Genomic DNA, 18,581 nt, shown 5'->3' on the forward strand with positions numbered 1-18,581 from the left:
CGCGCTCACTGGGGCTCCCCGTCCCGGCGCAACCGCCGGCGGGCCGGCTCCGGATCCACCTGCTCCGGGTCGTCGTCCGGGCCCTCGCCGCCGAGGTCCGCCGTGGACACCTCGTTGCTCTCGGCGAGCCGGACGATCTGCCGGTCCTCCAGGTCGTCCTGCACCTCGTCGTCGCCGCTGGTGTACCAGCTCCGGTAGGCGACGGCGAGCAGGAACGCGGTCAGCCCGAACGTGATCACCACGGCGGTGAGCACCATGGCCTGCGGCAGCGCGTCGCTCATCGCGCCCGGCGAGGTGGAGCCCACGAGCGGTGCGGCGCCGGCCCGCCCGCCGAGCAGGATGAGCAGGTTCACGCCGTTGCCGAGCAGGATGATGCCGAGCAGGATCCGGGTCAGGCTGCGTTCCAGCAGCAGCGTCACACCGGCGGCGACGAGCACCCCGACCGCCAGCACCAGCACCAGCGTCGGCCCGGCCGCCCCCCTCGTCACTGAGCGACCTCTGTTCGCGACTGCGGGGCTCGCAAACCCGGCTCACTCCTCGCGCTCACGATGGACTCTCCCGCTGAACGACCAGACCTCGCCCGGCCTCGCCCGCGGCCTCCACGTGCCGGTCCACCTCGGCGCCCAGGCTCCGCAGGATGTCCAGCACCAGCCCGACCACCACCAGGTAGACGCCGATGTCGAAGAACAGCGACGTGACCAGGTAGAAGTCGCCGATCGCCGGCAGCCACAGGTTGACCTTCACGCTCTGGAGCACCTCGCCGGTGAGCGCCAGGCCGAGCACGCCGCTGCCGACCGAGATGCCCAGACCCGCGCCGAGCACCGTGCCGGCCCCGACCGGCGCCGCCTCGGCCAGCTCGTACCGGCCGCCAGCCAGGTAACGCAGGGCCAGCGCGAGGCCGGCGACCAGCCCGCCCGCGAAGCCGCCGCCGGGGGCGTTGTGCCCGGAGAAGAGCAGGAACAGCGAGAAGACCAGCACGGTGTGGAAGATCAGCCGGGTGACCACCTCGAACACGATCGAGCGCCGCCGCTCCGGCAGCGTCTGCCCGCCGCGCAGCCACACCGTGCGCCGGTCGCCGGCGCGCAACGCGACCGGCTGGGGACGGCGGGGACGCGGCCCGGTGCGGGAACGCTCGTAGATCAGGCTGGCCACGCCGGTCGCGGTCACCACGAGCACCGAGATCTCCCCCATCGTGTCCCACGCCCGGATGTCGACGAGCGTCACGTTCACGACGTTGCGGCCGTACCCCTCGACCAGGGCCAGGTCCGGGAAGTCGGCGGAGATCGACGGCGCCCGCCGCGCTCCGGCCGCGGCCAGCGCCAGGCCGGCCATCACGACGCCGGCGGCGATCCCGATGCCGCGCCGGACCCAGCGGCTGCGGCGCAGCGGGCGGGCCGAGAAGCGCTCCGGCAGCCGCCGCAGCACCAGCACGAACACCGCGATCGTCGCGGTCTCCACCAGGAACTGGGTCAGCGCCACGTCCGGCGCGCCGTAGAGGACGAACATCATCGCGGTGCCGTAGCCGGTCACGCCGACGAGCAGCATCGCGGTGAGCCGGCGGCGCGCGCCGACCGCGAGCAGCGCGGCGACCGCGATCACCACGCAGACCACGAGCTGGGCCGGGTTGTCCCAGGGCGCCAGGTCGACCCGCCACGGCGCGGTGGCGAGCATCGCCCCGCCCGGCACGAACACCAGCACGAGCAGCACGGTGCCGAGGTACTGCGGCAGCGAACCCCGCTGGGTGGCGCCGGTGACCTCGATGGCGAGCCGGTCGAAGCCGTGCGTCACCCACTCGTACCCCTGGTTGCCGTTCACCGGCGAGCGCAGCCGCGCCAGCGCGGGCGCCAGCGGGCCGCGGATCAGGTGCAGCACCACACCGCCGGCCAGCACGACGGCGGACAGGCCGAGCGCCGCCGTGGGTCCGTGCCAGAGCGCCAGGTGCTCCTCGACCGGCCCGAACAGCTCGGCGTACGGCTCGAACAGGCCGCTCAGCCACCCGGCGGCCGGACCGGCGGCGAGCCCGGCCACGGCGAGCAGCGCCGGGGGTACGAGCATCGCGGCGGGCGGCCGGGCCAGCTCGGTGTCCGGCACGCCGGGCCGGGCGCCGAACGCGCCCCAGAGGAACCGGATGCTGTACGCGACGGTGAGCGCGCTGCCGACCACCAGCACGATCAGGACCAGTGGATCGCCGGTGAACGCGGCGAGCGCCGCCTCCTTCCCGACGAACCCGAGCAGCGGCGGCACCCCGGCCATCGAGGCGGCGGCCAGCGTGGCGACGACGGCCAGCACCGGCGCGGTCCGCCTGACCCCGGACAGCTCCCGCAGGTCACGGGTGCCGGCCTCGTGGTCGAGGATGCCGACGACCAGGAACAGCGCCGCCTTGAACAGGGCGTGTGCGGCCAGCATCGCCACGCCGGCCAGCGCCGCCTTCGGGGTGCCCGCGCCGAACACCACGGTGAGCAGGCCGAGCTGGCTGACCGTCCCGTACGCCAGCAGCAGCTTCAGGTCGGTCTGCCGTAGTGCCGCCCACCCGCCGATGACGAGCGTGACCAGGCCGCCGACCACCGTGACCGGCCGCCACCCGTCGACCGGGGCGAGCACCGGGCCGAGCAGTCCGATGAGGAAGATGCCGGCCTTCACCATCGCCGCCGCGTGCAGGTACGCGCTCACCGGCGTCGGGGCGGCCATCGCCACCGGCAGCCAGGCGTTGAACGGGAACACCGCGGACTTCGCCAGCGCCCCGACGAGGATGAGCAGCACCGCGACGGTCAGGTATCCGCCGCCGGGCAGCGGCGCGGCGGCCACCTCCGACCACCGGTAGCCCCCGGCGTGGTGGCCGAGCAGCAGGAACCCGACGAGCATGGCCAGCCCGCCCAGCGTGGTCACGGTGAGCGCCTGCGCGGCGGCCCACCGGCTGGAGCGGCGCTCGGTGCTGTGCCCGATGAGCAGGTAGGAGAAGACCGTGGTCAGTTCCCAGAAGACGTAGAGCAGCAGCAGGTCGTCGGAGACGACGAGGCCGAGCATGGCCCCGGCGAAGGCGACCATGACGGCGGCGAACCGGGCCAGCCCGACCGACCCGGGCGGGAAGTAGCGGGCGGAGTAGACCAGCACCAGCGCGCCGACGCCGCCGACGAGCAGCAGCATCAGCCAGGACAACGTGGTGACCCGCAGCGCCACGTCGAGCTGGAGCTGCGAGATCCAGGAGTACGTCTCGACCACCTCACCGCCGTCGCGTACGTCGGCGGTGTGCGCCGCCGCCCAGACCGCTGTGGCGGCCGGGGCGAGCGCGAGCAGCAGGCAGGCGCGCGGACCCCACCGGCGGACCAGCAGCGGGGCGAGCAGCGCCGCCACCAGGTGCACGATCAGCAGGACGAGCACGCGTACTCCCGGTCGAGGTGACAGCGCGCAGAACACGCTGGTGTCACAACCGATCACACGCCACAGAGGCACCGAACCGGGCCGTTTTCCCCAAAACCCACCCTTACCTCCACCCGGCCTTCCCGGCCGTCCCGGCCGTCCCGGCCTCTCGGGCGGTGATCAAGGAGTTTGCGGCGGGATCGGGCGCGCTCCCGGACACGAACTCCTTGATCACCGGGGCGGCGGGAGGGCGGAAGGGCGGGGTGCGGCGAGGGTCAGGGGGTGGGGTTGGGGGTGGCCAGCTGACGGGCGGCGCGGTCGACGGCGCGCTGGGCGGCGACCAGGGAGCGCAGCGGCAGCCGGGCGTCGCGGCTCTCCCGGCGCTGGACGAAGTAGTGCACGGCGGCCCGGACGCGGGCGCGGTCGGCGGCGCTGGAGCGGGCGGTCGCCAGGATCATCTCGCGCAGCCGCGCGGCCAGTTCCTCGGCCAGTTCGAGATCGGGGCCGTGCAGCGCGGCGCGGAGCGCGGCCAGGCGACTGTCGACCTTGCGGATGAGCACGTCGGTTCCGGAACCCAGACCTCGGTCCTCGACGGTCATCCACGCCTCCACCCCACGCCGCATCGCGAGTGAAGTTACTTTATGTTGCAGCCCACAAGCAAGCAGTTAAGTAAGACTTAACGGAATAATCGCCCATTCCATTCTCGGGCTGTCGCGGGCGGGACGGAACGGTCCGGCGGCGGGCCGGATGTCACACCGGCGCGGCAGGATGGGAGCGTGGCGGACGAGGTGACCCCGGCGAGCCGGCCAGGCGGGTCAGGCGGGTCAGGCGGGTCAGGCGGGTCAGGCGGGTCAGGCGGGCAAGGCGGGTCAGGCGGGCAAGGCGGGTCAGGCGGGCAAGGCGGGTCGGGCGGTGTCCTGGCGGAGTTCGGCGCGGCTACCCGGGAGTGGTTCACCGCGGCGTTCGCCGCGCCCACCCCGGCCCAGGAGGGCGCCTGGCGCTCGGTGGCCGCCGCACGCAACGCCCTCGTCGTCGCGCCGACCGGCTCCGGCAAGACGCTCGCGGCGTTCCTCTGGTCACTCGACCGGCTCGCCAAGGAGCCGCCGCCGGCCGATCCCCGGCGCCGCTGCCGGGTGCTCTACGTCAGCCCGCTCAAGGCGCTCGCCGTCGACGTGGAACGCAACCTGCGCGCCCCGCTCACCGGCATCCGCCAGGCCGCCTCCCGGCTCGGCCTGGTCCCGCCCGACATCACCGTCGGCATGCGGACCGGCGACACCCCGGCCGACGAGCGCCGGGCCTTCGCCCGCACCCCGCCGGACATCCTCATCACCACGCCCGAATCGCTGTTCCTGCTGCTCACCTCCGCCGCCCGCGACTCGCTGCGCGGCGTCGACACGGTGATCGTCGACGAGGTGCACGCGGTCGCCGGCACCAAGCGCGGCGCCCACCTGGCGCTGTCCCTGGAACGGCTCGACGCGCTGCTGGAGCGTCCCGCCCAACGGATCGGGTTGTCCGCCACCGTCCGGCCGATCGACGTGTGCGCCCGCTTCCTCGGCGGCGCACGCCCGGTCGACGTGGTGCAGCCGCCGGCGAACAAGACCATCGAGGTCAGCGTCCAGGTCCCGGTGGAGGACATGACCCGCCTCGACGAGCAGGAGCCGCCGGAGGACGACCTGGGCGGCCTCGCACCCCGCCGCCCGTCGATCTGGCCGGCGGTCGAGGAACGCGTGTTCGCGCTGATCCGTGCGCACCGGTCCACGATCGTGTTCACCAACTCCCGGCGCAGCGCCGAACGCCTCTGCGCCCGCCTCAACGAGCTGGCCGCCGAGGAACTGGAGGCGGCGTCCGCCCCGGAGGGCAGCCGCGTGGCCCGGGGCGGGGAGCCGGTGCGCGTATCCGATCTGCTGCCCGGCGCCGACGGCCCGCAGGCCGGCGACGGGGCCGGGCTCGACGGCGGCGGCGGGCCCGGCGCGGTGTCCGGCGGCGACCGGGGCGACGGGGACCGGGTACGGCGGGGGGCGGCAGCGTTCGGCGGCCCGGTCGGACCGCCGCGGCAGCCGGCGGAGGTGATGGCGCAGTCCGGCGCGGCGGCCGGGGCGCCGGCGGTGATCGCGCGGGCGCACCACGGCAGCGTGTCGCGGGAGGAGCGCAAGCAGATCGAGGAGGCCCTCAAGTCCGGCCGGCTGCCCGCCGTGGTCGCCACGTCCAGCCTGGAGCTGGGCATCGACATGGGCGCCGTCGACCTGGTGGTGCAGATCGAGGCGCCGCCGAGCGTGGCGGCCGGGCTGCAACGCGTCGGACGGGCCGGGCACCAGGTCGGCGCGGTCTCGCGCGGCGTCGTCTTCCCCAAGCACCGGGGCGACCTGCTCTCCTGCACAGTGGTGGCCGAGCGGATGGGCGTCGGGGCGATCGAGGAGCTGCACTACCCGCGCAACCCGCTCGACGTGCTGGCCCAGCAGATCGTCGCGATGGTGGCGCTGGAGCCGTGGCGGCTCGGCGACCTGGCGGTGCTGGTCCGGCGGGCGGCGCCGTTCGCGGAGCTGCCCGACTCGGCGCTGCACGCGGTGCTCGACATGCTCTCCGGGCGCTACCCGTCGACCGCGTTCGCCGAGCTGCGTCCCCGGCTGGTCTGGGACCGCGCCACCGACGTGCTGACCGGCCGGCCCGGCGCCCAGCGGCTCGCCGTGACCAGCGGCGGCACCATCCCCGACCGGGGCCTGTTCGGCGTGTTCCTGGCCGGCGCCGAGCGGGCCGCGCGGGTCGGTGAGCTGGACGAGGAGATGGTCTACGAGTCCCGGGTGGGTGACGTGTTCCTGCTCGGCTCGTCGTCCTGGCGGATCGAGGAGATCACCCCCGACCGGGTGCTCGTCTCCCCCGCGCCCGGCCAGGCGGCCCGGATGCCGTTCTGGAAGGGCGACCAGCTCGGCCGCCCGGTCGAGCTGGGCCGGGCGATCGGCGCCCGGGTCCGGGCGCTGCTGCGGCAGTCCGACGCCGACGCGGTCGCGGCGCTGCGCGCGGGCGGGCTGGACGACTGGGCCGCCGGCAACCTGATGAACTACCTGCGCGAGCAGAAGACGGCCACCCGGTCGTTGCCGGACGACCGGACGGTGGTGGTCGAACGGTTCCGCGACGAGCTGGGCGACTGGCGGCTCGCCGTGCACTCGGTGCTCGGCGCGCGCGTCAACGGGCCGTGGGCGCTGGCGATCGGCCGCCGGCTGGCCGAGCGGTACGGCGTGGACGCCCAGGTCATGCCCTCCGACGACGGCATCGTGGTGCGCCTGCCGGACACCGCGGACACCCCGCCCGGCGCCGACGTGGTCGTCTTCGACCCGGACGAGATCGCCCAGCTCGTCGAGGAGTCGGTCGGCACGTCGGCGCTGTTCGCGTCCCGGTTCCGCGAGTGCGCGGCCCGGTCGCTGCTGCTGCCCCGGCGTGACCCCCGGCGGCGGCAACCGCTGTGGCAGCAACGCCAGCGCGCCGCGCAGCTGCTCGACGTGGCCCGCGAGTACGCCGACTTCCCGGTCACGCTGGAGGCCGCCCGCGAGTGCCTCCAGGACGTCTTCGACCAGCCCGCCCTCGGCGAGCTGATGCGCGACCTGGCCGCCCGCAAGGTACGCCTGGTCGAGGTGGAGTCCGAGCGCCCGTCGCCGTTCGCGAGGTCGCTGCTGTTCGGGTACGTCGGCGCGTTCCTCTACGAGGGCGACGCGCCCCTGGCCGAGCGGCGGGCCGCCGCGCTGGCGCTCGACTCCGGGCTGCTCGGCGAGCTGCTCGGCCGCGTCGACCTGCGGGAACTGCTCGACCCGGACGTGCTCGCCGAGACCGCACGCCAACTGCGCTGGCTCACCGAGCAGCGGCGGCCCCGCGACCCGGAGGACGTGGTCGAGCTGCTGCGCGTGGTCGGTGACCTGAGCGGCGCCGAGCTGGCCGAGCGGGGCGTACCGGAGTCCTGGACCGACGAGCTGGCGGCGGCCCGGCGGGTGCTGCGGGTCCGCATCGCCGGCGAGGACCGCTGGGTGGTCGTCGAGGACGCCGCCCGGCTGCGCGACGCGCTCGGGGTGGCGCTGCCCGTCGGGGTCGCCGAGGCGTACCTCGCGCCGGTGGCCGATCCGCTCGCCGACCTGGTCGCCCGGTACGCCCGCACGCACGGCCCGTTCGCGGCGGCCACCTGCGCGGCCCGGTTCGGGCTCGGCGTGTTCGTGGTGGAGCAGGCGCTGCGCCGGCTCGCCGTGAACGGCCGGGTGGTCTCCGGCGAGTTCGCGCCGGACAGTGTGGGCACCCAGTGGTGCGACGCGGAGGTGCTGCGCCTGCTGCGCCGCCGCTCCCTTGCCGCCCTGCGCCGGGAGATCGAACCGGTGCCGCCGCGCGCGCTCGCCGCGTTCCTGCCCCGCTGGCAGCAGGTCGGCTCGTCGGCCCGGGGCGTCGAGGCGGTCGCCGCCACCGTCGAGCAGTTGCAGGGCGTGAGCGTGCCGGCGTCCGCGCTGGAACGCCTGGTGCTGCCCGCCCGGGTCGCCGACTACTCCCCCGCCCAGCTCGACGAGCTGTGCGCCGGTGGCGAGGTGGTGTGGGCCGGCGCGGGCGCGATCTCCGGCGGCGACGGGTGGGTGACGCTCGCGTACGCCGACGTCGCGCCGCTGCTGCTCCCACCGCCGGACGAGGCGCTGACGCTGACCCCGCTGCACGAGTCGGTGCTCGACGCGCTCGCCGGCGGGCAGGCGCTGTTCTTCCGCTCGCTGGCCGACCGGGTCGGCGCCACCGACGACGCCGCCCTGTCCGGCGCGGTGTGGGATCTGGTCTGGGCCGGTCACCTCACCAACGACACGATCGCCCCGCTGCGGGCCGCGCTCGGCGCGGGCGGGGCGCACCGGTCCCGGCCGTCGGCGCCGCGCACCCGCTACCGCCGGCCGGGCCGGGTGGCGCTGCCCAGCCGGGGCGGCCCGCCCACCATGGCCGGTCGCTGGTCCCGGCTGCCCGAACGCGACCTCGACCCCACCCGCCGGGCCGCCGCCCTGGCCGACCTGCTGCTGGAACGGCACGGCGTGGTGACCCGGGGCGCGGTCGTCGCCGAGCAGGTCACCGGCGGCTTCGCCGGGGTCTACCCGGTGCTGTCCGCGATGGAGGAACGCGGGGCGGCCCGGCGCGGCTACTTCGTCGAAGGGCTCGGCGCGGCGCAGTTCGCGGTGCCGGGTGCGGTGGACCGCATCCGGGCGCTCGCCGACGACTCCCAGGGCCGGGGCGGGCCGACGGTCGTGCTCGCGGCCACCGACCCGGCGAACCCGTACGGCGCGGCGCTGCCCTGGCCCGAACGCGTTGTCGACTCCGGCGACGGAGCGGCGCCGGCCACCGGCCACCGGGCCGGGCGCAAGGCGGGTGCGCTGGTCGTGCTCGTCGGCGGCGACCTGGTGCTCTACGTCGAGCGGGGCGGCCGGACGGTCCTGTCGTTCACCGACGACGCCGACACGCTCGGCGCGGCCGGCAAGGCGCTCGCCGACGCGGTGCACTCGGGTGCGCTCGGCGCGATCTCGGTGGAACGCGCCGACGGCGAGGCCGTGAACGCGTCCCCGCTGCGCGACGCGCTGACCGCCGCCGGTTTCCGCGCCACCCCGCGCGGCCTGCGCCTGCGCGGCTGACCGCCCGGAGTTCCGGGGAGCGGGAACGTAGGGTGTGCCGGTGGCCTCGATCCGGGTACGTCAGGCGCGCGACGAGGACCGCGCCGCGCTGACGGCGTTGCACGAACGGGAGTGGGGCGGGCCGATCGTGGTGGTCCACGACACCCGCTACGACCTGCGTGACCTGCCCGCGCTGGTGGCGGTCGACGACGACGGCGCGTTCGCCGGTGCGCTGGTGTACCGGGTCGACACCGACGGGCTGGAAGTGGTGAGCCTGGCCGCGTCGACGCCCGGCACCGGGGCCGGCAGCGCCCTGCTGGCCGCCGTCGAGGAGGCGGCCACCGCTGCCGGGGCGGACCGGATCTGGCTGGTCACCACCAACGACAACCTGGGCGCGCTGCGCTTCTACCAGCGCCGGGGGCTGCGGATCGTCGCGGTGGACACGGGCGCTGTGGACCGGGCCCGGGCGGTCAAGCCGACCATTCCGCACGTCGGTGCGGACGGGATCCCGCTGCACGACGAGCTGCGCCTGGCGCGGCACCTGACCCCGGCGGGCGACAAGTGACCGGCACCCCTCGGTGTGTCTCGCTGACCACCGACTACGGGCTGTCCGACGGGTTCGTGGCGGCGTGCCACGGGGTGCTGGCCCGGCTCGCCCCGGCCGTCCGGGTGATCGACGTGACGCACCTGATCCCACCGGCCGACGTACGCCGGGGCGCGGCGGTGCTCGCGCAGACGGTGCCGCACCTGCCGTGGGGCGTGCACGTGGCGGTGGTCGACCCGGGTGTCGGCACGACGCGGCGCGGGATCGCGCTCGCCGCGCCCGGCGGGCTGCTCGTGGGGCCGGACAACGGGCTGCTGGTCCCGGCCGCGGAGGCGCTCGGCGGGGTGACCGCCGCGGTGGAGCTGACCAACCCGGACTGGCTCGGCCCGGTCGTGTCCCGCACGTTCCACGGGCGGGACGTGTTCGCGCCGGTGGCCGCCCGGCTGGCGCTGGGCGCGCCGCCGGGCGAGGCGGGACCGGCAGTGGACCCGGGCGCGCTGGTCCGGCTGCCGGAACCGGTGGTACGCGCCGAGCCGGGCGGCCTCACCGCCGAGGTGCTGACCGTCGACCACTTCGGCAACGTCCAGCTCGCCGCGCCGGGCGCGCTGCTCGACGGCCTGCCGTCCCGGGTCCTGGTGAACGGCCACGAGGCGGTGCACGGCCGCACGTTCGGCGATGCCGAACCCGGCACCCTGGTGGTCTACGTCGACTCCGCCGGCCTGGTGGCCGTAGCGGTCAACACCGGCCGAGCCGCCGACACCCTCCAAACCACCCCAGGCGCCTTGATCAGAATCACCAACCCCTGACCCCGCCCGCCTCCCCCCGCGATCTTGCAGTTGGCGCCCCGGCACAAGGGGCGAATGCCCCGGCGAGAGGGCCGAAACTGCAAGATCGCGGAGGAGGTCGGCGAGGGGAGGGCGGCACGGGTCAGCAGCGGGGGACTGTGCCGCCGTAGATCGAGGACAGGTAGGCGTGGCTGACGTAGTTGCCGCCCACCAGGCGGTACCACCTCGTCGTGGTGCGGTACGTACCGGCGATCTTCTGCCCGGTCACATAGCACTGCACCGGCACGTGGGCGTACGTGGCGGCCAGCCCTCGGCTCGCGTACGAGGTGCTCGCCCCGGCGCGCAGGTTCAGCGGCCCGGAGCCGACAACGGCCCGCGTCCCGCCGCCGGTCCACAGCAACGTCACGTCCACCCACGCGTTGTCGGTGAGCCGCAGCCCGTCCCAGAACGTCCCGTCGGCCAGGTCCAGTCCGGCCGGGTTGCGCACGGTACGGCCGAACTGGTCCCGCCCGCCGTTGTAGTTGTCCTGGTAGGCGGCCTGCGCCTCCGGCTTCCCGCGCGGCAGGTCCTTCCAGTTCTCCCGGACCGAAGCCGGGTTCCACCAGTCGTCCCGGGTGTTCCACGGGCCGACGTCCCAGACCGGGGCGTACTCGCAGCGGCTGCCGCTCGTGGTGCAGACCTTGACCGTGTAGTCGCCGGTGCCGCGCGGGGACAGGCCGCGCCGGGTGGGCAGCGCCGCGAAGTGGTCCCGGGTCCGCACCGTGTGCCCGTTGGCGGTGATGCCGCCGACCAGGCCGATCCGGGTCGCGTACACCCGGTACTTGAGCGCGGCGGCCGGCTGGACCGCCGTGGTGGCGACCGAGTCGGCGGCGAGCGTCAGCCCGGTGACGGTGGCCTCCGACGCGGAGTCGCTGGTGGTCAGCACCACGCGCGCCTGGACCCGGCTGACCGGCTGGTCGAACACCGCCTCGGTGGCGTCGCGCCACTCGGTCCAGCCGCGGGCACGCCAGCCGCGTACCTGGGCCACCGCCGTACCCCCGTCGCCGGTGCGGGCGGCGAGCTGTGCGCGTACCCGGGTCGCGGGCCGGTCCAGGGCGCGCGGCGCGGAGAGCAGGATGCCCTCGGCGACCGGTCCGGCGACGGCGGCCGGGCGGGTGCGGGCGGTGGGCCGTGGGTCGGCCAGCCGCAGGCGGCCGGACCGCCAGGCGACGTTGACGTCGTCGCCGCCGGCGACGGCGAGGTCGACGGACCAGCGTTCGGAGCCGGGCGCGGCGGCGCGTGCCGGTGCGGCGGTGGGCGGGGGCGCGGCCTGCGCGGGCGTGCCGGGCAGGCCGGCGGCCACGGTGAGCAGGGCGGTCAGGGCGACGACGGTACGACGTCGTAGATGTGCCATCAGCATTCTCCTCAGAACCCCCTGATCGTTGCGTTTCCGCAGATCAAGTGGAACCTCAGTACAAATAGCGACACATGCGAATTCCATTCGATAGGGGACAATGGCGGGGTGCCCGAAGGCGACACCGTCTGGAACACCGCGCGCGTCCTGCAACGCGCGCTGGCCGGGGCCCGGCTCACCGGGTCCGACTTCCGCGTGCCACAGCTCGCCACCACCGACCTGACCGGCTGGACGGTGCGCGAGTCGGCGAGCCGGGGCAAGCATTTGCTGCTGCGCCTGACCGGCACCGACGCCGAGCCCTGGACGCTGCACTCGCACCTGCGGATGGACGGCGCGTGGCGGGCTTACGCCCCGGGTGAGCGCTGGACCGCGCGGCCGGCGCACCTGATCCGGGTGGTGCTGCGCTCCCCCGCCGCGGTCGCCGTCGGCTACCACCTGCACGAGCTGGCGCTGGTGCCGACCGCCGACGAGGAGTCGCTCGTCGGCCACCTCGGCCCGGACCTGCTCGGCCCGGACTGGGACGCGGACGAGGCGGTCCGCCGGCTCGCCGCCGACCCGGACCGCACCATCGGTGAGGCGCTGCTCGACCAGCGCAACCTGGCCGGGGTGGGCAACCTCTACAAGTGCGAGGTGCTGTTCCTGCGCGGCGTGTCGCCGTGGACGCCGGTCGGCGCGGTGCCGGACCTGCCGGCCACTGTCGCGCTGGCCCAGCGGCTGCTGGCGGCCAACCGGGGCCGCTGGACGCAGAGCACCACGGGGGCGCTGCACCGGGGTGGCACCAGCTACGTGTACGGCCGCCGGGCCCAGCCGTGCCGCCGCTGCGGGACCGCCGTCCGCAAGGAGGAACTGGGCGAACGGGTCACCTACTGGTGCCCGGCCTGCCAGCCCGGCGTGGAACTTCCACCAAACGCCCAAGATCGGCCGAGATAGGGACGATTGGGTACTTCCGCCTCACCCCTGTGACGTCGCATGCTGCGGTGGACCGCTCACGGATCGTCAGCAGCGCGTACGCCCGCCACGCCGGGGTGTCGGCCGGCGCGCCCCGACCCCGGGGAGAGCCATGGTGCTGTTCCGCCGCAGCCGGCCCGGACGTCCGGACCGCGCCGCCATCGCCGCCGTCGTCGCCGAGGAGACCACGCCGCCCGTGCCCGCCGGTGCCCCGACGCCCGCCGGTTCCGTCGCGCCCGCCGTTCCGGCCGCTCGCGGCGGCGACGAGGAACCGGGCGGCGGCCCGGCCCCGGCCAGCCTCGACCCGGCCGCCGTCCCGCGCCTGTTCGGCCCGGTGCCGAACACCGCCGCCAGCCCGCTGCCCACGCTCGACCCGGACGGCCACCCGGTCCCCGGCACCGGCATCCGCAAGTTCGTCGACCCGCTGCCGCTACCCGGGCAGCCGGCCACCGCCGGGCTCGGCGCCCGCCTGCCCGTCGCCGTCCCCGACACCATCACCTGGCCGGGCTGCGACTACTACGAGATCGGCCTCCAGGAGTACGCGCAGCGCCTGCACCGCGACCTGCCCGCCACCCGGCTGCGCGGCTACCGCCAGCTCAACCTGGGCACCGACCCCTCCGGGCACAACACGGTCAGCCCGCCCGGCCGCCCCTGGCACCTCGGCCCGATGATCGTGGCCCGGCGGGGCCGCCCGGTGCGCATCAAGTTCATCAACCAGCTCCCCACCGGACGGGCCGGCGAGCTGTTCCTGCCGGTCGACGAGACAGTCGACGGCGCCGGTGACGGGCCGCTCGACGGTCCCGCGCCGTACCCGCAGAACCGGGCCGTGCCGCACCTGTCCGGCGCGCAGACCGGGTGGATCAGCGCCGGCAACCCGTGGCAGTGGGTGACCCCGGCCGGTGAGATCACGCCGTACCCGACGGGTGTGGGTCTGACGCCGGTGCCGGACATGCCGCCGCCCGGCGCGGGCGCCACCACGCTGTACTTCCCGAACGACCAGAGCGGCCGGCTCATGTGGCTGCACGACAACACGCTCGGCCTGTCCCGGCTCACCGTCTACTCCGGGCAGATCGCGCTCTACCTGCTCACCGACCCGGCCGAGGAACGGCTCGTCGACGACGGCGTGCTGCCCGTCGACCAGTTCCCGCTGGTGATCGAGGACAAGACGTTCGTGCCCGACGACGCGCAGCTCGCCGCCCAGGACCCCACCTGGGACCGGGACCGCTGGGGCGCCAAGGGCAGCCTCTGGCACCCGCACGTCTACCAGCCGCGGCAGAACCCGTACCGGCTCACCGGCACCAACCCGACCGGACGCTGGGACTACGGGCCGTGGATCCACGACCCGGACGGCGGCGCCAGCCCGTGGGTCGCCCCGGTGCCGAACCCGCACCACGACCCCGACACCGACCCCGACGAGCCGCCGCTGGTACCGGGCGTCCCGCACCCGTCGGCGGTCCCCGACGCGTACGGCGACACCCCGCTGGTCAACGGCGTGGCCTACCCGTACCTGGAGGTGGCGCCACGGGCGTACCGGTTCCGGATCCTCAACGCCTGTGCGGACCGGGCGCTCAACCTCCAGCTCTACCGGGCCGCCTCGGACGCGCCGATGTGGGCGCCCGACGGCAGCCCGGCCGACCCGGCCGCCGGTGAGGTGCCCATGGTCGAGGCGGTACGCGCGCCGGGGCGGCCCGCCTACTGGCCGACGGACGGACGCGACGGCGGCGTGCCCGACCCGGCCGCCGCCGGACCCGAGATGATCCAGATCGGCAACGAGGGCGGCCTGCTCCCCGCCCCGGTGGTGCTGACCAACCGGCCGGTGGACTACCGGTACGACAGGCAGGACCCGACGGTGCTCAACGTCGACGGGCACGCGCTGCTGCTCGCCCCCGGCGAACGCGCCGACGTGGTGGTGGACTTCTCCACAGTGGCCCCCGGCAGCACGCTCATCCTCTACAACGACTGCCCCGCGCCGCTGCCCCGGTTCGACCCGCGCCACGACCACCACACCGGCGCACCGGACCGCACCCCCGCCGGGGGCCTGCCGCCGGCCCGCCCCGGATACGGCCCGAACACCCGTACCCTGCTCCAGATCCGGGTGACCGGCACCCCGGCCCAGCCGTACGACACGCGGCGGCTCGCCGACCGGCTACCAGGGGCGTACGCCCGCAGCCAGCCGCCGCCGATCGTGCCGCAACCCGCGTACGACGCCGCGATCGGCACCTCCACCCCACGCCCGACGCTCGTTCCCGCGCGAGCCACCTCGGTCACGTTCACCCCGGCCGGCGCGACCGCCCCGGTCACGTTGCCGCTGACGGTGAAGTCGGTCGGGCAGGTGTTCGAGGCCCGGCACGGCCGCGCGGTGGGACGGCTCGGCGTCGGCCACCCGGTCGCCGGGCCACTCGCCCCGGCCACCCTGCCGCTGGGACCGGCCGACCCGGCCACCGAGGTGCTGCACGCCACCGACCCGGCCGTGGCGGTCGGCGCGCCCGGCGACGGCACGCAGCTCTGGCGGATCGTCGGCGACGCCCCGCGTACCCACCCGGTCCACATCGAGGGCTGCGACGTGCAACTGGTCAACCGGGTCGGCTGGGACGGCACGGTCCGCCCGCCGGACCCGGGCGAGCTGGGGTGGAAGGACACCGTCCGGGTCAACCCCCGGGAGGACGTCGTGGTGGCGCTGCGTCCCGTCCCACCAGCCCTGCCGTTCAAGATCGGCGACAGCGTACGGCTGCTCGACCCGACCCGCCCGGCCGGCGCACGGCTGGACGCCGGCCCGGTCAGCCCGGTGGACGGCCGTCCCGCGGTCGTGGTCAACCAGCTGGTGAACCTGGGCTGGGAGTACCGCTGGCAGACCCGCTCCGCCGGACTGCGCGACCAGGGCATGAGCCGCCCGCTGGTGCTGCGCGTGGCGCCCAAGGCGCCGACCGGGCTCACCGCCACCCCGGCGCCCGGCAGCGCCACCGCACTACCCGCCATCGCGCTGACCTGGACCGGCAACGGCAGCCGGCCCGTACCCACCAGCCACCGGCTGCAACGCGCCACCGACAGCACCTTCACCACCGGGCTGACCGAGATCACAGTGGCCGCCACCGCCACCCGGTACACCGACGCCACTGTCACCCCCGGCGTCACCTACCACTACCGGATCCGGGCCGAGAACGCGGTGAGCTGCTCGTCCTGGTCCAACGCCGTACCGGCGGCGGTGCACCTGGCCGCGCCGACCCGGCTGACCGCGGTGCTGCCACCGACCGCGCCGCTGCGGGTGGCGCTGCGCTGGGCCAACCACTCGTTCGCCACCGGAGTGGACGTGCAGCGGGCCACCAACCCCACGTTCACCAGCGGTCCGGGCACCACGGCCATCGCCGTGGGCGAGGCCCACGTGGACCCGGCCGTCGCGCCGGACACCACGTACTACTACCGGGTACGCACGACGTACCTGGGCGCCGCCTCCCCCTGGTCCACGGTGGCCGCGGTGACCACCCCGGCCCGGCCTGTCGCGCCGACCGGGGTGAGCGTCACCGCGAGCGTGTCCGGGCCGGACACCGCGACCGTGACGGTGAGCTGGTCGGCGCCGACGCCGGCCGGACCGGGCGCCGGGTTCGTCGTGCAGCGCGCCACCGACGCCGCCTTCACCCGCGACCCGGCGACGTTCCACGTGACCGGTCGCGGCTTCACCAACACAGGCCTGGCCCGCGGTGCGACCTACCACTACCGGGTACGCGCCACAAACGTCGTAGGCACCTCCCCCTGGACCCCTCCCACCCCCAAAACCACCCCCACCTAACCCACCCCTCTCCCTCGGCGTTGATCATGAAGTTAGCGGCAGTTTCAGAGATCAACATCCCCGCCAACTTCATGATCACCCAGCCGAGGCACCCGCTCCCCGGGCGTTCGGCCCCGCTCTGCTCCGGTGATCAAGGAGTTTGGGTCCTGTAGCGAGTCCGATCCGGACACAAACTCCTTGATCACCGCAGAGAGCGGAGAGAGCGGACAGCGCAGAGAGCGGAGAGGCCGGCGGACGGCGCGCCGCCGCGCCCGGCAGGAACCCGGTGATCATGAGGTTGGCGGCAGGAATGGAGATCGAAGTTGCCGTCAACCTCATGATCGTGCAGGTCGGGCGGGCCGGCCGGTCCAGGGCGCCAGGGCGCCCAGGGTCGGTGATCAAGGGGTTTGTGTCCGGATTCGGGCGGTGGGAGGACACAAACTCCTTGATCAACGGGGAGAGCCGGGAGCAGGGCCGGCAGCAGGGCCGGGGAGACAGCGAGGCAGGGAGGGCTGTCAGGGGGCGCGCAGCGGGGTGCGGAGTTCGGCCAGGGCGGAGGCTACGCCGTGCAGCAGGTCGGTGGCCTCGGTCAGGCGCGCGGCGGCCGGGTGTTCGGTGTTCGGGCGCGCGTCCTCGGCCACGTACCCGGCGGCGGCCACCACCAGCCGCTCGTACGCGGCCACCCCGTCCTCCAACTGGGTCACCAGCGTGGCGTGCACCTCGTTCAGCGGGCTCTGCGGGGTCAGCTTCGCCGCGCGTTCCACGCCCGCCACCCGGGTCGCCAGCTCGCGCAGGGAACGGTCGGCCTCGGCCGCCTCGCGTACCGCCGGCTCGGCCAGCCCGGTGAGCCGACCGGCCAGCCCGGCCAGGGTGAGCGCGGCCCGGTCCAGCCGGGCCCACGGTTCGGCCGCGGCGGTGCCGCGCAGTGCGAGGCGGGAACGGACCCGGCGTACCTCGGCCACGACGCCCGGGCCGACGGGCAGCCGCTCGACGGCGGCGACCAGCCGGGCGCGGGAGCGGGCGGCGGCCTCGGCCGGGTCGAGCGCGGGCGGTGGCGGCACGGCGGCGAGCGCGCGGTGGTCGACCCAGCGCCAGGCGGCCACCGCGATCGCGCTGCCCGCGGCGCCGGCCCAGGCCGCGTCCGCCAGACCCAGTCCGGCGTACGGGGTCAGCACCGCGGCGGCGCCGCCGAGCCCTCCGGCCAGCACGCTCCACCGCCGCGCCGAGTTGCGCAGTCTGCGCAGCCTCCGGAAGTGCCGGGCCCGTTCGTCCGCCATCGTGTCCGCCCCTCCGTCAGCCGGTCGTGGTCTCCCCGGTGCCGCGTTCCCGGCTCATGCTGGCCCGGATCTCGTCGAGCCGGGCGGCGGCGGCCGGGTCGGCCGGCTGCCCCACGGCGGGGGTCTCGGACCGGCTGCCGAGCTGCTCGCCGGCCATGCTCGACCGGATCTGCTCCAGTCTCGCCGATCCGGCCGAGTCGAGCGTGGCCTTCTGGATCTCCAGCATCCGGCCCTCGACCGAGTTGCCAGCCAGTTCGGCCCGGCCCATGGCGGTGGCGTAGCGGCGTTCGATCCGGTCACGGACCTCGTCCAGCGAGGGGGTGTTGGCGGGCGCGGTGAGCGACGACATCGACTCCAGCGAGCGGGCCACGCTCTCCTGCATCTTGGCCTGCTCCAGCTGGCTGAGCAGCTTGGTGCGCTCGGCCAGCTTCTGCTGGAGGATCATCGAGTTGTTCTCGACCGCCTTGCGGGCCTGTGCGGCCGCGCCGAGCGCCTGGTCGTGCAGCGTCTTGAGGTCTTCCAGCGCCTGCTCCGCGGAGACCAGCTGGGTCGCCAGCATCTGGGCGGTCTGCTCGTAGCGCCCGGCCTCGGCCTCGTCGCCCCGGCCCCGGGCCTGGTCGGCCACCGCCAGCGCCTGCCGCGCGTTGCCCTGGAGCTGTTCGACCTCGGTCATCTGCCGGGACAGCTTCATCTCCAGCTGGCGCTGGTTGCCGATCACCGCCGCCGCCTGCTGCACCAGCGCCTGGTGCTGGCGCTGCGCCTCCTCGACGGCCTGCTGGATCTGCACCTTCGGATCGGCGTGCTCGTCGATCTTCGCGCCGAAGAGCGCCATCAGGTACTTCCAACCCTTGACGAACGGGTTCGCCATCTCCGCCTCGTCCCCTCAGTAGCGTCGCGCCTACATCGTC

Annotated in this window: 11 protein-coding genes; 5 read left to right on the forward strand and 6 right to left on the reverse strand. The window is 75.1% G+C overall.

Annotated elements, in window-relative coordinates:
- Positions 1-5 precede the first annotated feature (5 nt).
- From ACN27C_RS32100 to ACN27C_RS32110, 3 genes are all read right to left on the reverse strand, one after another.
- Positions 6-488: a Na(+)/H(+) antiporter subunit C gene (locus ACN27C_RS32100; protein ID WP_121683669.1), complete on the reverse strand. Its 483-nt coding sequence runs from the start codon at positions 486-488 to the stop codon at positions 6-8.
- A gap of 55 nt (positions 489-543) precedes the next feature.
- On the reverse strand, positions 544-3,378 hold the full coding sequence (locus tag ACN27C_RS32105) for a Na+/H+ antiporter subunit A (protein ID WP_422750073.1): 2,835 nt from the start codon (positions 3,376-3,378) through the stop codon (positions 544-546).
- A 254-nt stretch (positions 3,379-3,632) separates the two neighbouring features.
- The gene (locus tag ACN27C_RS32110; protein ID WP_030269802.1) at positions 3,633-3,956 is read right to left on the reverse strand and encodes a hypothetical protein; all 324 of its coding nucleotides are present in this window, start codon (positions 3,954-3,956) and stop codon (positions 3,633-3,635) included.
- 318 nt (positions 3,957-4,274) lie between these two features.
- On the opposite strand from ACN27C_RS32110, the gene ACN27C_RS32115 reads away from it, so the two are divergent.
- Genes ACN27C_RS32115 through ACN27C_RS32125 form a run of 3 tightly spaced genes read left to right on the forward strand, consistent with a single transcriptional unit; the run spans position 4,275 to position 10,313 of the window.
- A complete protein-coding gene (locus tag ACN27C_RS32115) occupies positions 4,275-8,984 on the forward strand; it encodes an Lhr family helicase (RefSeq protein ID WP_422751698.1) in 4,710 nt (1,569 codons plus the stop codon).
- A gap of 40 nt (positions 8,985-9,024) precedes the next feature.
- On the forward strand, positions 9,025-9,528 hold the full coding sequence (locus ACN27C_RS32120) for a GNAT family N-acetyltransferase (protein ID WP_422750076.1): 504 nt from the start codon (positions 9,025-9,027) through the stop codon (positions 9,526-9,528).
- Positions 9,525-10,313: an SAM hydrolase/SAM-dependent halogenase family protein gene (locus tag ACN27C_RS32125; RefSeq protein ID WP_422750078.1), complete on the forward strand. Its 789-nt coding sequence runs from the start codon at positions 9,525-9,527 to the stop codon at positions 10,311-10,313. Before ACN27C_RS32120 ends, ACN27C_RS32125 begins: the two co-directional genes overlap by 4 nt.
- Before the next feature lie 121 nt (positions 10,314-10,434).
- Here ACN27C_RS32125 and ACN27C_RS32130 read toward each other — a convergent pair whose 3' ends face one another.
- Positions 10,435-11,685, reverse strand: a complete 1,251-nt coding sequence (locus ACN27C_RS32130; protein WP_364804340.1) for a hypothetical protein — start codon at positions 11,683-11,685, stop codon at positions 10,435-10,437.
- Positions 11,686-11,793: 108 nt separating this feature from the next.
- On the opposite strand from ACN27C_RS32130, the gene ACN27C_RS32135 reads away from it, so the two are divergent.
- Complete coding sequence (locus ACN27C_RS32135; RefSeq protein ID WP_422750080.1) at positions 11,794-12,615, forward strand: DNA-formamidopyrimidine glycosylase family protein; 822 nt, start codon at positions 11,794-11,796, stop codon at positions 12,613-12,615.
- A 130-nt stretch (positions 12,616-12,745) separates the two neighbouring features.
- Positions 12,746-16,417, forward strand: coding sequence for a fibronectin type III domain-containing protein (locus ACN27C_RS32140; RefSeq protein ID WP_422750082.1), 3,672 nt, complete (start codon positions 12,746-12,748; stop codon positions 16,415-16,417).
- Positions 16,418-16,911: 494 nt separating this feature from the next.
- On the opposite strand, the gene pspM is transcribed toward ACN27C_RS32140, so the two are convergent.
- Together pspM and ACN27C_RS32150 are read right to left on the reverse strand one after the other, a co-directional pair.
- Positions 16,912-17,673 (reverse strand): phage shock envelope stress response protein PspM, encoded by a 762-nt coding sequence (gene pspM, locus ACN27C_RS32145; RefSeq protein ID WP_120571087.1) that lies wholly within the window; start codon positions 17,671-17,673, stop codon positions 16,912-16,914.
- A gap of 16 nt (positions 17,674-17,689) precedes the next feature.
- Positions 17,690-18,541: a PspA/IM30 family protein gene (locus ACN27C_RS32150; RefSeq protein ID WP_013284702.1), complete on the reverse strand. Its 852-nt coding sequence runs from the start codon at positions 18,539-18,541 to the stop codon at positions 17,690-17,692.
- Positions 18,542-18,581: the final 40 nt, after the last annotated feature.

This window comes from Micromonospora sp. WMMD1219, assembly GCF_049315215.1.
GTDB classification, from domain to species: domain Bacteria; phylum Actinomycetota; class Actinomycetes; order Mycobacteriales; family Micromonosporaceae; genus Micromonospora; species Micromonospora tulbaghiae.